This window comes from Saccharopolyspora gregorii (assembly GCF_024734405.1).
GTDB classification, from domain to species: domain Bacteria; phylum Actinomycetota; class Actinomycetes; order Mycobacteriales; family Pseudonocardiaceae; genus Saccharopolyspora_C; species Saccharopolyspora_C gregorii.
Map to the genome: position 1 here is coordinate 4,426,021 of NZ_CP059556.1, position 13,983 is coordinate 4,440,003.

General features: G+C 72.7%; 11 protein-coding genes. 1 reads left to right on the top strand and 10 read right to left on the bottom strand.

The window, feature by feature from the left end; all coding sequences use genetic code 11:
- Window positions 1-21 precede the first annotated feature (21 nt).
- From H1226_RS19220 to aspS, 9 genes are all read right to left on the bottom strand, one after another.
- The gene (locus H1226_RS19220; RefSeq protein WP_224978431.1) at window positions 22-363 is read right to left on the bottom strand and encodes a hypothetical protein; all 342 of its coding nucleotides are present in this window, start codon (window positions 361-363) and stop codon (window positions 22-24) included.
- Window positions 360-761, bottom strand: a complete 402-nt coding sequence (locus H1226_RS19225) for a DUF948 domain-containing protein (protein WP_224962481.1) — start codon at window positions 759-761, stop codon at window positions 360-362. Before H1226_RS19225 ends, H1226_RS19220 begins: the two co-directional genes overlap by 4 nt.
- Window positions 762-885: 124 nt before the next feature.
- Window positions 886-1,845: a 2-hydroxyacid dehydrogenase gene (locus tag H1226_RS19230; RefSeq protein ID WP_258341952.1), complete on the bottom strand. Its 960-nt coding sequence runs from the start codon at window positions 1,843-1,845 to the stop codon at window positions 886-888.
- A 43-nt stretch (window positions 1,846-1,888) separates the two neighbouring features.
- On the bottom strand, window positions 1,889-3,241 hold the full coding sequence (locus H1226_RS19235) for a replication-associated recombination protein A (RefSeq protein WP_258341953.1): 1,353 nt from the start codon (window positions 3,239-3,241) through the stop codon (window positions 1,889-1,891).
- Window positions 3,242-3,329: 88 nt separating this feature from the next.
- Window positions 3,330-4,847 carry a SulP family inorganic anion transporter gene (locus tag H1226_RS19240; protein ID WP_258341954.1) on the bottom strand — a complete coding sequence of 506 codons (1,518 nt, stop codon included), beginning with the start codon at window positions 4,845-4,847 and terminating at the stop codon, window positions 3,330-3,332.
- Window positions 4,848-5,157: 310 nt separating this feature from the next.
- Window positions 5,158-5,772 (bottom strand): carbonic anhydrase, encoded by a 615-nt coding sequence (locus H1226_RS19245; protein ID WP_258341955.1) that lies wholly within the window; start codon window positions 5,770-5,772, stop codon window positions 5,158-5,160.
- 65 nt (window positions 5,773-5,837) lie between these two features.
- Window positions 5,838-6,188, bottom strand: a complete 351-nt coding sequence (locus H1226_RS19250) for a hypothetical protein (protein ID WP_224962492.1) — start codon at window positions 6,186-6,188, stop codon at window positions 5,838-5,840.
- Between the two features lie 495 nt (window positions 6,189-6,683).
- On the bottom strand, window positions 6,684-7,901 hold the full coding sequence (locus tag H1226_RS19255; protein ID WP_258341956.1) for an aminoglycoside phosphotransferase family protein: 1,218 nt from the start codon (window positions 7,899-7,901) through the stop codon (window positions 6,684-6,686).
- A gap of 310 nt (window positions 7,902-8,211) precedes the next feature.
- Window positions 8,212-10,020, bottom strand: a complete 1,809-nt coding sequence (gene aspS / locus H1226_RS19260; protein ID WP_224962496.1) for an aspartate--tRNA ligase — start codon at window positions 10,018-10,020, stop codon at window positions 8,212-8,214.
- A 430-nt stretch (window positions 10,021-10,450) separates the two neighbouring features.
- Here aspS and H1226_RS19265 point away from each other — a divergent pair, with 430 nt between their 5' ends.
- A complete protein-coding gene (locus tag H1226_RS19265) occupies window positions 10,451-11,470 on the top strand; it encodes a hypothetical protein (RefSeq protein WP_224962498.1) in 1,020 nt (339 codons plus the stop codon).
- A gap of 821 nt (window positions 11,471-12,291) precedes the next feature.
- Here H1226_RS19265 and H1226_RS19270 read toward each other — a convergent pair.
- Window positions 12,292-13,353, bottom strand: a complete 1,062-nt coding sequence (locus tag H1226_RS19270) for an Rv2578c family radical SAM protein (RefSeq protein ID WP_258341957.1) — start codon at window positions 13,351-13,353, stop codon at window positions 12,292-12,294.
- Window positions 13,354-13,983: the final 630 nt, after the last annotated feature.

Sequence of the window (13,983 nt, forward strand, 5' to 3'; positions counted from 1 at the left end):
GTTCCCCGGAACGCCCGCCGTTCAGCGCTCCGCCCGGCGAGCTCGCCGAGCCGGTGCGCGCACACCATCACCGGCCGGGCGCACCCGGCCTTCCGCCGGTCGAGCGTCGATCGCGCGGGGCTCGGACGGCCGGCGGGGCACCGAGGTGCCGTCGACGACGTCCTGCAGCTCCTGCTCCCGTTCGCTCATCCCGGCGCGCACGTCCGCACCGAACGAGCCGACGGCTCCCGCGAGTTCGCGCATGGCGCCGCCGAGCTGTTCGGCGACGCCGCTCGGGGTCGCCTTGCGGGCGGTCTCGTTGACCTTGCGGGTCACGAACACGCCTGCGGCGATACCGGCCCCGAACCAGAACATCCGCCTCACTTGCGTCCTCCCTTGCGGCGGGAGTGCTTGCCCCACGGCTCTTCCTTGCGCTTGCGGCGAGCTCGGAGAGCCTTGCTCACCCCGTACGAGAAGGCCGCGGTCTTCACCAACGGGCCACCCAGTGTAGCCGTGAACAGCGACGACAACGCCGAGACGTTGCCGCTGACCGTCTTGGCGTTGGCCGTGATGCCGTCCACCCGCTCCAGCTGGGTGTTGACGTGCGTCAGGGTCGAGTTGGCCCCGGTGAACAGCGGGTCGGTGTTCTCGTGCGCCTTGCGGATCGCGACGGTCGCCTCGTCCAGCGTTCGGCCGAGCTTGACCAGCGGGATCGCCAGCAGCACGACCAGCAGCACGAACGCGCCCGCGACGATCAGCGCGGCGATCTGCGTGGGCGTCACGTGCCCTCCCGGTTTCCACGTGGTTTTCCTGCCACCGACGAGGATTCGCCGGTGTCTTGATCGCGCGTCACGTTACCGTGCCACCCCCGGGCGAGCGCTTCCGGTTCGTCGGCGCGTCCGTTGGTCAAGCCGCCACCGGGGTGACCGGGCCGTTCCCGGTCAGCACGCCGACCACGTTGCGGGCGGCGAGCTCGGCCATCGCCGTGCGGGTCTCCTCGGTGGCCGAACCCAGGTGCGGGAGGAGCACCGCGTTGTCCAGCTCCAGCAGCTCCGGGTGCACGGCCGGTTCCTCCTCGAACACGTCCAGCCCGGCGGCGGCGATCCGGCCCGCGCGCAGCGCCGCGGCCAGCGCCGCCTCGTCCACCACCGGGCCGCGGCTGGTGTTCACCAGCACCGCGGACGGCTTCATGGCGGCCAGCGCGGCGGCGTCGATCAGGTGCCGGGTCTGCTCGGTCAGCGGGCAGTGCAGCGAGACCACGTCGGACTCCCGCAGCAGCTCGTCCTGCGGCAGGAACCGGGCGTCGAGCTCGGCCTCAACCGCGGCGGCGGCCCGGCGGCGCCCGGAGTAGGCGATGCGCATGCCGAACGCGCGCGCCCGGCGGGCCACCGCCTGCCCGATCCCGCCGAGGCCGATGATCCCCAGCGTCTTGCCCTGCAAGCCCGTGCCCAGCATGAACCCCAGGTGGAAGAACCACGGCGTGCCGGAGCGGATCAGCCGCTCCCCCTCGCCGAGCCTGCGGGTCGCCATCAGCACCAGCGCGAACGCGAGATCGGCGGTGGCGTCGGTCAGCACCCCGGGCGTGTTCGTCACGGTGACGCCACGGCCGGTCAGCTCGGGCACGTCCACGTTGTCGTAGCCGACGGCCACGTTCGCCACCACCTTCAGCTGCGGGCCGGCGGCGTCGGCGAACGCGGCGTCCACCCGGTCGCCGAGCATCGCCACGACCGCGTCGGCCCCGGCCACCGCCCGGCGCAGGTCCGCCGGGTCCAGCGCCCGGTCCCGCTCGCAGACGTGCACCTCGCCCGCGGTGCGCAGCAGCGCCACGGCCGGTTCAGGCAGGTTCCGGGTCACGACGATCCGCACGGCGGCTCCTTCGGTGCTGATGGTTTGGTCCCTGCGCTGCGGTTCACCCGCCGCGGACGATGCCGCGCAACTTCGGGACCCGCTCGGCCAGCACCCGCTCGGCGCCGCGCACCGTCGGCTCGTAGTAGTCGGTGCCGAGGAGCTCGTCCGGCGCGTACTGCTGCTCCAGCACGCCCTCCGCGCGGTCGTGCGGGTAGCGGTATCCCTTGGCGTTGCCGAGCTTCTGCGCGCCCGCGTAGTGCCCGTCGCGCAGGTGCGGCGGCACCGGGCCGGACTTCCCGGCGCGCACGTCGCCCATCGCCGCGTCGATCGCCGTGATCACCGCGTTCGACTTCGGCGCGGTCGCCAGGTGGATCGTGGCCTGCGCCAGCGCCAGCCTGCCCTCCGGCATCCCGATGAACTGCACGGCCTGCGAGGCGGCGACCGCGGCCTGCAGCGCCGTCGGGTCGGCCATCCCGACGTCCTCGCTGGCGTGCACCACCAGGCGGCGGGCGATGAACCGCGGGTCCTCCCCCGCCTCCACCATGCGGGCCAGGTAGTGCAGCGCGGCGTCCACGTCGGAGCCGCGGATGGACTTGATGAACGCGCTCACCACGTCGTAGTGCTGGTCCCCGCCGCGGTCGTAGAGCACCGCGGCCCGGTTCACCGTGGCCTCCACGGTGGCCAGGTCGATCCGGCCGGAACCGGTGGACGCGGCGGACTCGGCGGCCGCCTCCAGCGCGGTCAGCGCGCGGCGCGCGTCCCCGCCGGCCAGCGCCACCAGGTGCTCCAGCGCGTCGTCGGCGAGCTCCAGCTCCCCGGCCAGCCCGCGCTCCTCGGCGACCGCGCGGCGCACCAGCTCCCGCACGTCGTCCTCGTCGAGGCTGCGCAGCTGCAGCACCAGCGACCGGGACAGCAGCGGGGCCACCACGGAGAAGTACGGGTTCTCGGTGGTCGCGGCCACCAGCAGCACCGTGCGGTCCTCGACCGCGCCCAGGAGCGCGTCCTGCTGGGTCTTGGAGAACCGGTGCACCTCGTCGATGAACAGCACCGTCGCCTCACCGGAGCGGCCGAGGCGGCGGCGCGCCTCCTCGATGACGGCGCGCACCTCCTTCACCCCGGACGACAGCGCCGAGAGCGCCACGAAGCGGCGGCCCGTCGCGCGGGACACCAGGTTCGCCAGCGTCGTCTTGCCGGTGCCGGGCGGGCCGTACAGCAGGATCGACGCGGGGGCCGCGCCCTCCACCAGCCTGCGCAGCGGCGCGCCCGCGCCCAGCAGGTGCCCCTGCCCGAGGACCTCGTCCAGCGACCGGGGCCGCATCCGCACCGCCAGCGGCGCGTTCTCGGCCAGCTTCTCCCCGGCGCGGTCCTCGGTCTCGGCGCCGAACAACCCCTCGTCGAACAGCCCGTCGCTCACCCCGCCGACGCTACCCGGGACCCCCGACGCGGCCGCGCCAGAGGTGCCCGGGCGGGGCACCTCCGGCGCGGCGCTCGGACGGCCGGGGTCAGCGCACGCCCGCGGGCATGGCCACCTCGGTGCGGGCGTTGTCCCGCTCGCGCTGCGCGACCCAGTTCTGCACCGCCTGGTGGCAGGCCTGGTCCAGGTGCCGCACCGTGCTCAGGTCCAGGTGCACGCTCTTGTCCGCGGGCACGTTCTCCAGCCGCTCCAGCAGCCTGGGCAGCCGCAGGAAGGTGGCGTTGCCGCCGAGCTCCAGGCGCAGGTGCCCGTCGTCGTGCTCCTCCTCCGTCACCGACAACCGCGACACGTCGAAGGCGGTCTTCACGACCGCGGCGCCGAGGCCGATCAGCGTGCCGATGAGCAGGTCGGTGGACACGATCATCACCGCGGTCAGCACCAGCACCAGCGCCTCGGGCCGGTTCGTCCGCAGCATCTCGACGACCTTGTTCAGCTCCAGCAGCTTCCAGCCCGCCTGGATCAGCAGCGCCGCCAGCACCGCCGTCGGGATGAAGCCGAGCAGCCCGGGCAGCGCCACCACGAACAGCAGCAGCCACACGCCGTGCAGCACGCGGGACGCCTTCGTCTTCGCCCCGGCCCGCACGTTGGCGCCGGACCGGACGATCACCGCGGTCATCGGCAGCGCGCCGAGCAGACCGCAGGCCGCGTTGCCCGCGCCCTGGGCGATGAGCTCCTTGTTGTACTGCGTCTTCGGGCCGTCGTGCATGCGGTCCACGGCGGCCGCGCTGAACAGGCTCTCCGCGGAGGCGATCAGCGCGAACGTGATCATGGAGCCGATCACCGCGGGGGTGATGGCGGCGGCCCACGCCTCGCCGGTGGGGATGTTGATGGTCTCCAGCAGCGAGCCGACCTCGGTCATCTTCAGCGGCAGGCCGAGCGCCCACACCCCGGCGCTGACCGCGACGACGGCGACCAGCGCGGCGGGGATGCCGCGCACCTTCTCCGGCATCTTCTGCCAGCCGAACAGGATCACCAGGGTGACGACGGTGGCGCCGAGCCCGGCCAGCCCCTGCGGGGTGGTGAACATGGCCGCGACCAGGCCCGGCAGCCCCGCGAACTTCTCCGCGGTGTGCGCGGGCTGCTCCAGCCCGCCCACCGGGTACAGCTGGCCGAGCATGATCACGAGCCCGATGCCGGCCAGCATGCCCTGCACGACCGAGGGCGAGATCGCCCGGAACCAGGTGCCGATGCGGCCGATGCCCATCACGATCTGCATCAGCCCGGCCCCGAGCACGATCACCCCGAGCGTGCCGAGGCCGTGTTCGGACACCGCCGAGGCGACCAGCACGGTCAGGCCCGCGGCCGGACCGCTGACCTGCATGGTGCTGCCGGGCAGCAGGCCCACCACGATGCCGCCGATGACACCGGTGATGATGCCCAGCTCGGCGGGCACGCCGGAGGCGACGGCGACGCCGACGCACAGCGGCAGCGCCACCAGGAACACCACCAGGGACGCGCCGAGGTCGGCGCCGAAGGTCCCCTTCGGCCACTGCGGAACTCCGGAACCGGTGCGCCGCTCGGCGGACGCGTTGGTCTGAGTGGTCACGATGCACTCTCCGTTGATGTCTGGGGAGGAGACGCCCGCGGCCGCGTTCGCACGCGGGCGGGCGCTGAGCGGCGGGCCGCGGCCGTGGCGCGCGAGCCCGCGGGATCACCGCGGGTCGGTCGCGCGCGGCAGGCGGCCGCACCCGTTCCGCTCGGGAGGACCGGCGTTCCGCGATCGGGAACGCCGAGTTCGGAACCGCCGGTGCGCGCCCTCTTTCCGAGCGCGCACCCGGACGGGTCCGCTTCGAGGTGTTCGGTTCAGCGAATCGCGCCGAACGCCGCGTGGACCGCGCGCCGGTGCGCGGCCGCGATCACAGCGGCAGGAAGTCCACGTCGGCGGGCGAATCCGGGGTGCGATCCGGGCTGCGGAACACGAGACCGGTGTCGATCTCGTAGAACCACCCGTGCACCCGCAGATCGCCCTGCGCCACGCGGTCCCGGATGAACGGGTACTCGAACAGCGTGTCCAGCTGTTCCCGGACGTGGGCCTTGCTCTCGGAGCGCACCGCCGGGTCGGGCCCGACCGGTGCGGTCCGCGGCGGTTCGCCGGTGCCCAGCCAGGAGCGCAGCGCCGGCAGCTGCTCCAGGCCGCACCCGGCCACGCACTTCGCGGTCACGGCACCGCAGTGCGAATGCCCGCAGACCACGATCTCCGGAACGCGCAGTTGCAGCACGGCGTACTCGATCGTCGCCATTTCACTGGACGCGGAATCCGGGACGTAGTGCGGCACCACGTTCCCCGCGGTGCGCAATTCGAAGAGTTTTCCGGGTTCGGCCCCGGTGATGCGGGAGGGCATCACCCGCGAATCGGAACAGGTGATGAACAATGCCACCGGCTGCTGCCCGGAGGCAAGTTCCCGGCGGTGTGCTTCGGAGATCGTGCGCGGATGCCGACGCGCGTGGTCCACCAGGTGTTCGAAGTTCATTGCGCCGCCTCACTGAGCGTCTGAAGAGATCACGGGCCTTCGGTGTTCCGTTCCTGGAACACCGATCAGTGCCGGTAGACCTGCAGCACTGCCGGCGCGTGTCTCTCCCGGACGCACTGCGCGTCGCGCTGCGAGCACGCGTGCCCGCCGGATCGGGAGGTGGCGGGGGTGTGCCGCGCGGCGATGTCCTCGCGGAAGGCCCTCGGCAGCAGCTCCCGCGGCTCCGGCTCCCGGACCTCGCGCCGCGACGGCGAGGACGCCGCCGGGCGCTGGCGCAGCTTCTCGCTGTGCTCCTTGATCTCGTTCGTCTTGATCTCGGAGGTGTTGCGCACCGCCAGTTCCGCGCACAGCGTCGACTGGAACGGCACGACGACGGCGAGCAGAACCGTGAACAGCAGGAACACTCCTGCTCTCACGATCCTGATGCGCATCATGCCTCCTGGAACGGCGTGCGGTGGCGGCCTGCGGCCGAGGGGGTGGGGGCGACGGTGCCCGATCGGTACGTCCCTCCGGAAGGCGCTCGCGCCATCGCGGCGAACGTTCGCTCCGATGTCCGCGCCCGGGGCGCTCCCGCTTCAGGAGGGGCGCGTCCACCGGTTGCTCGACACAACGTATCCGACTCACCCAGTATAAATGCAAGGGTGATCATCGCCCCAAAGATGAAGAAAGATTAATGCGCACAGCCGGCCCACCCGATAAGACGCAGGAAGAGCGCTCGACATGCACGTTCCGCTACCTGTCCGGAGTCGAATCCGAAACGTGGACCCGTTCGAGTGGCATCGAGCGGACGCACGTTTCACTTCGATGAGATCTCAACGAAATCCGGATGTCCAGCACGTGACGTCGGGATCACGGCGACGTGGAACGGCCCCGGGCACCGGGATCGGTACGCGGGGCCGCGGAAGAACGGGTCACTTCTCCTCGTCGCGGAACGCCGGGTAGCGCAGCAGCTGGAGCGCGCCGGCCCCGAACCGCTCCACCAAGGCGTCGACCATCGAGGACGCGTAGCCGGCCAACCCCGGCTCACCGCACTCCACGGCGTCGTCGCGCAGCTTGCGCCAGCGGTCCACCAGCGCCGTGCTCCGCCGCGGTGACGGCATGTGCAGGTCGATCGGCCGGTCCGACTCGCCCGTGCGGGGCAGGAACCACCACGTCGAGACCCACACCCACAGCACCTGCGCGTCGAACAGGCGGGGCAGCAGCACCTTGTCGTCGTCCAGCTCCGGCCACACCTCGGCGATCTCCGACCGCCAGGTCGCCAGCATCCCGTCCGCCAGGTTCTCCGGCAGCGAGTACGAGCACCAGGACGACGGGAACGGGTACTGCAGGTAGGCCGCGTCCAGCGCCACGTCCCGCACGCAGCCCCACTCGAAGTCCAGGAACCGCACCCCGGTCCCGGTCACGAGGCTGTTGTCCGGGCAGATGTCCGACGGGCTGAACGAGCGGTAGCGGCTCTGGTTCAGCAGCTCCGCCGCCGACTGCAGCCGGGCCGAGACCTCCGGCGGCGTGGGCACGCCCAGCGACTGCTCGATCAGGCCCGGCAGGTCGTCCAGCGAACGCACGATGTCCTCGGCCACCGGGTCCGCGCAGGACTTGGCGCCCACCCGGCGCATCAGCGCCTCGAAGTCCGCCTCCCGGCCGGCCAGCGTCGTGTGCAGGCGGCCCAGCGCCCGCGCCCACGCCAGCAGCGCCCGCTCCGCGGCCCGCGGGTCCTCGCCGAACAGCACGTCCGCGAGCGTGGAACCGCGCCCCAGGTCCTCCAGCACCAGCAACCGGCGATCGGCGTCGTGCGCGATCAGCTCGGGACCGACGCGGATCTCCGGGGGCAGCGCGGTCGCGAGCTGGCAGCTCGCCGCTTCGTGCGCGAACGGGTCCGAGCGGGCCTCCTCCGGGCATTCCCCGTAGTGCTTGAGCACCAGGGTCCGCGGCAGCTCGTACGGCGTCTCGGCGACCCGCACGCGAAGCACGACGGAACGCTCGCTGCCACCGAGGTCCTCGGCGTCGGCGAGGCGGACCGGGGCTCCCATGCGCTTGCTGAGCACGGCTTCGGCGGTGCCGACGGTATCGGTCACCGTGGTGCTGGCGGGCACACGGACCTCCGGAGGGCCGGAAGTGATCTCCACGCTCATCGTCTCCAGACACTACCCCCACAACCTGAACCCGAACGGGCAAGACCGGTCAAGTGCGCCACCGCAGGTAGTGGCGCGCGCACCGCACGTGCTCGTTCGGCCGTACCCCACTCACGCCGACGGGTACCCGGAACCGGACCCGCGAGACCGTCGCGCACCGGTCCGGCGTTCCCACGTCATCCCGACGGAAGCGAACCGGGCTCGCGTTGCATCGATTCGCGCGCGACATGCTCCGCCGGACGAAGAACGGGGCCGTGCTGCTCCGCGCAGCACGGCCCCGCCCCCGGTTCCCGGCCCGGCGGCCGCCGGGTCAGCTCTGCTTCTCGGTGAGCTTCTCCGTCGGCACCGGGTCCGCGCCCTTCGCGGCCGGCTTCGCGTCCACCCCGGCCTCCTTGCGCTGCTCGGCCGTGATCGGCGCGGGCGCGGAGGTCAGCGGGTCGAAACCACCACCGCTCTTCGGGAAGGCGATGACCTCGCGCAGCGAGTCCGCACCGGCCAGCAGCATGCAGATCCGGTCCCAGCCGAGCGCGATGCCGCCGTGCGGCGGCGGGCCGAACTTGAACGCGTCGAGCAGGAAGCCGAACTTCTCCTGCGCCTGCTCCTCGGAGATGCCCAGCACCGAGAACACCCGCTCCTGCACGTCCGCGCGGTGCACGCGGATGGAGCCGCCGCCGATCTCGTTGCCGTTGCAGACGATGTCGTAGGCCCAGGCCAGCGCGTGCTCCGGGTCCTCGTCGAACGTCTCCGCCCAGTCGGCGTTCGGCGCGGTGAACGGGTGGTGCACCGCGGTCCAGCGGCCGCTGCCCACCGCGACGTCGTCGCTGTCGGCGATCGGCGCGAACATCGGCGCGTCCACCACCCAGACGAACGACCACGCGTCGTGGTCGATGAGCCCGCAGCGCTCGCCGATCTCCAGCCGTGCGGCGCCCAGCAGCGCCCGCGACGGCGACCGCTCGCCCGCGGCGAAGAACACGCAGTCGCCCGGGTTCGCGCCGACCGCCGCGACCAGGCCGTCGCGCTCGGCGTCGGAGAGGTTCTTGGCGACCGGGCCGGACAGGGTGCCGTCCTCGCCGACCAGCACGTAGGCCAGGCCCTTGGCGCCGCGCTGCTTCGCCCAGTCCTGCCAGGCGTCGAGCTGCCGCCGCGGCTGGCTGCCGCCGCCCGGCATGACGACGGCGCCGACGTACGGCGCGCGGAACACCCGGAACGGGGTGTCGGCGAAGTACTCGGTGAGCTCGGTGAGCTCCAGCCCGAAGCGCAGGTCCGGCTTGTCGCTGCCGTAGCGGGCCATCGCGTCCGCGTAGGTCATCCGCGGGATCGGCAGCGGGATCTCGTGCCCGATGAGCTTCCACAGGCCCGCGACGATCCGCTCGCCGAGCTCGATGACGTCGTCCTGCTCGACGAAGCTCATCTCGATGTCGAGCTGGGTGAACTCGGGCTGCCGGTCGGCGCGGAAGTCCTCGTCGCGGTAGCAGCGCGCGATCTGGAAGTAGCGCTCCATCCCGCCGACCATGAGCAGCTGCTTGAACAGCTGCGGCGACTGCGGCAGCGCGTACCAGGAACCGGGCTGCAGGCGCGCGGGCACCAGGAAGTCGCGGGCGCCCTCCGGGGTGGAGCGGGTCATCGTCGGCGTCTCGATCTCGACGAAGTCCCGCTCGTGCAGCACCTCGCGGGCGACCCGGTTGATGTCGCTGCGCAGCCGCATGATCCGGGCGGGGCCGGAGCGGCGCAGGTCCAGGTAGCGGTGCTTGAGGCGGATCTCCTCGCCGACCTCCAGGTGCTCGTCCAGCGGGAACGGCAGCGGGGCGGACTCGGAGAGCACTTCGAGCTCGGTGGCGTAGACCTCGATCTCGCCGGTGCCGATCTCGGTGTTCTCGTTGCCCTCCGGCCTGCGCACCACGTCACCGGTGATCCGGACGCAGAACTCGGCGCGCAGCCGGTGGGCGCGCTCGGCCATCTCGCCTTCGCGGAAGACCACCTGGGCGACGCCCGACGCGTCGCGGAGATCGATGAAGATCACTCCACCGTGATCGCGGCGGCGCGCCACCCAGCCTGCCAGGGTGACGGACTGCCCGGCATGACCGGCGCGAAGCGATCCGGCCTCGTGCGTGCGCATCACGGGTACTGAGCTCCTCTTCAGGTCGACTGGTGCGACAACCGCCCTGCGGCGGTGCTGCGACGTCCGGGCGCGGCACGGCTCGGTGGCGACCGCGGACGTGAGGGGCACCAGGCTATCCAACGTGGCAGGGGCGCCGTCCAGCAGGTTTCCGCGCGCCGGTGCCGGTTTCGGCGGACCGCTCCCGACGTGGCGCGGGGCGCCCGGAATCCCGGTTCGGCGGATGCGCGTTCTCATCGGGACCCCGAGCACCGGTTCGCGCACTCGGGGAAGTGGAGAGGGCCGGGCGGAGCAAAGAACGCTCGGCCGAACACAAAGAGCGCGAATTGGCCTCACACTTTAGTAGGTGGGTGGAACCGAAACTTGATCGTTGCGTGCCCGAGTCTCACTCATTAGCGTAAGTTCGCGAGTTCGGCGGACACGAGGAGTAACCATGACCGGTCCGAAGACCGACATCCGTTCCACGTCGCGCACAGCCGTCCGCAGCGAGCCCGCCCCACCGGTATCGCCCGAGCTCGCTGAACTCCTGCGAACCGGACCGTTCGAGGTGGCGCTGCGCGCGGCGATCCGCGCCAGCAGGCTGAGCCTGGAACGCATCCAGCACCGGCTCCAGACCCGCGGCACGCCGGTGAGCATCACCGCGCTGAGCTACTGGCAGTCCGGCCGCAGGCGCCCGGAACGCCCCGATTCGCTGCTCGCGCTGCAACAGCTGGAGAACGTGCTCGGCATCCCGGACGGCGCGCTCTCGGCGCTGCTCGGACCGCCGCGGCCGCGGGGCCGCACCCGGCAGGCCGCGCACGACGCGCCGCCGCTGAGCGAGCTGTGGTCCGAGAACGAGTCCGCGGTGGAGCTGCTGACCAGGATCGACACCACGCACGACAGCAAGCTGACCCGGCTCTCGCAGCACGACGTGGTGCACATCGACGCCTACGGCGACCAGCGCATGGTGCGCGCCAGCAAGCTGGTGCGCGCCGAGGCCAACGGCGCCGACCGCTGGGTGGTGATGTTCGACGGCGCCTCGACGAGCCCGGTGTCGCCGACGATCCGCCCGCTGCGGTCCTGCCGCATCGGCCAGGTGCTCACCGACCACGCCCGGGACGTGATCGTGGCGGAGCTGCTGTTCGACCGGCCCCTCGAACGGGGCGAGACGATGCTGCTCGAATACGAGATCTCCGACATGCCGACCGGCGCGAACGAGCCGGAGCACACCTTCTGCCGGCTGTTCCGGCTACCGGTGCGGCAGTACGTGGTGGAGCTGGAGTTCGACCCGGCCTGCCCGCCCGACCACGTGGAGAGCTTCGTCGGCGACTCGGCCGCGAACGAGGTGGCGCCGCCGAAGCCGTTGTCGCTGGACCGGCACGCCCGCACGCACGCGGTGACGCTGGACTTCGGCATGGGCGTGTTCGGCGTCCGCTGGCAGCCGTCGCGCCGCGCCCTGCTCGACGGGCGCTGAGCCTCCGGCGCACCCCCGCTTCCCGACGGCCTCCGGTTCCACCGGGGGCCGTCGAAGCATGTACGGGCCCGCCGGGGCAGCCCGGGACGGCCGTCGCGGCAGGCGCCGCGGGCCGGACCGGGTCGAAGCACAGGCGGTCGCAGCGGGCCCGGCCGATCCGGGGACACGGGCGGCCGCAGCGGAACGAGCCGACGGGCCACGCCAGGACACGGGCCGCCGCAGCTAGCCGGACTGAGCCAGGGCACCGGCGGTCGCAGCAGACCGGGCCGGGACACGGGCGGGCGCAGCCCGTCGGGCCGGACCAGAACCGAGCCAGGGCACGGGCGGCCGTCCGCCGGGCCGGGCCGAGCCGATCCGGGCCGAGCCGATCCGAGGCACGGGCGGCCGCAGCGGGCCGCCGGCTACCCCGAGCGGACGCCGAGCGTTCGGACGGGCGGCCGCACGGGCACGACTCCGCCGGACGGGTCGGCGGCGGCAGCCCCCGGCGCCCGAACCGCGCCTGCCGGTGTTCGTGCCGCCGCAATCACCTGGCTCGGTCACTCGTTCAGCGGATCAGCCTCCGGCACTCAGAGTAGTCACCTTCCCTTCGAAATGAATCATCGACCAGGGATTTCAGCCGGGGACACGATTAGTTCACGCGGAAGAAATCAGTGCGTCCAACCTACTTTAGTAGGTATTTCGACAACGATTTTCAGCCCCGGATCGCGAGTCCGGAAATCGTCGAGCCGAACCGGGAAACCACGAGTCCCGCGACCGCGGATTCACCGGCGGCACCGATTCCGCCGAAGTTGGACCAGACCTCTGCTCGAGGCGGCCCCGGCTCACAGCAGCGCGAGCTGATCGGCACCACCGCCTCCCCCGGCCGGCGCCGCACTTCCCGCCACCAGGCGGAACCCGTCGTCCGGCCGGTCGGTGCGCATCCCGTGCCGCCGCTGCGCGGCCCGCACCCGCTCGACCACGCCGTCCCGGTAGGACTTCGGCGGATGGGCGCCGTGGCGGTACAGCCGCTCGTACAGCGGCAGCAGATCGGGACGCCGCTCGCTCAACCAGGCGTGGTACCACTCCCGCGCGCCGGGGCGCAGGTGCAGCACCAGCGGCGTGATGCTGGTGGCGCCCGCCGCCACCAGCGCGGCGACCGTCTCCTCCAGCTGCTCCGGCGCGTCGCTGAGGCCCGGCAGGATCGGCGCCATCATCACCGAGCAGCCCACGCCCGCCTCGGTCAGCCTGCGCACCACGTCCAGCCGCCGACCCGGCGCCGGAGCACCCGGTTCGACCTCCCGCCACACCCGCTCGTGCAGCGAGCCGAGGGACACCGCCACCGAGACCGGCGCGACCCGGGCCGCCTGCCGCAGCAGCTCCAGGTCCCGCAGGATCAACGTGCCCTTCGTCAGCACCGAGAACGGGTTCGCCCGGTCCCGCAGCGCGGCGATGATCTCCGGCATCAGCCGGTACCGCCCCTCCGCCCGCTGGTACGGATCGGTGTTGGTACCCATCGCGATCGGATCACCGGCCCAGCGCGGGTGGGCCAGCTCCCGCCGCACCAGGGCGCCCGCGTTCACCTTCACCACGATCTTGCTGTCGAAGTCGCGACCAGAATCGAGGTCCAGGTAGGTGTGCGTCCGGCGGGCGAAGCAGTACCGGCAGGCGTGCGAGCAGCCCCGGTACGGGTTGATCGTCCAGCGGAACGGCACACCGTACTCCCCCGGCACCCGGTTGATGATCGTCTTCGCCTGCACCTCGATCGCGACCGCCTCGTCCGTTCCCGCGGCCACCGGACCCGGCCCCGGCTCCGCGAGCCCGGCCCGGCCGCCACCGCGCCCTTCGTCCAGGTCCAGCGGCAACCGCTGGTGCGCCCCCGCCGTTCGCTGCTTCTCCCACCGCATGACTCGAGTCGAACACACATTCGATTCGGTGTCCAGAGGTCGCACCTAACTCGATCGAGCTGCATCCGACGACCGGTGCGCTGCGGTGATCGCGCGACGGCGGAGAGTCGATGCGGCCCCGGCGGCACCCCATACGATTGGCGGGTGACCGACGTGCCTCCAGCAGGGCCTCCCGGCGGCGGAGAGCATCGCCGACCTCGCCCCGGCCGACCCCGGCCCCCGCGCCGTCCCGGAGCGGAGGAAGGCGGACCGCCGCCCGGCCCCCGATCGCGGCCCGCGCCCCGATCCGGCGAACCCGGTGGACCGCAGCCCGCACCACCGGGCCGCCCGGCCGATCCCGACGCGACCGGACCGCGCGCCCGGCGGCGGCGACCCGACGAACCGGGTCGCGGCGGCCGACCCGGGCGCGACGAACCCGGCGGCGACTCCGCGAGCGGCCAGCCCGGCGGCGCCGAACCCGGCGCCCGCGAACCGGGACGCGGCGGGCAGCGCAGGCCGGACGGCGATCCCGGACGGGCCGGAACACCCGGACGCGGCGCTCCCGGGCGGAACGCCGACCGCGGCGGTGCTGACCCCGGCCGGCCGCGCGCGCGGCGCCGCCCACCGGGCGACCGGGCCGAGCCCGAGCGG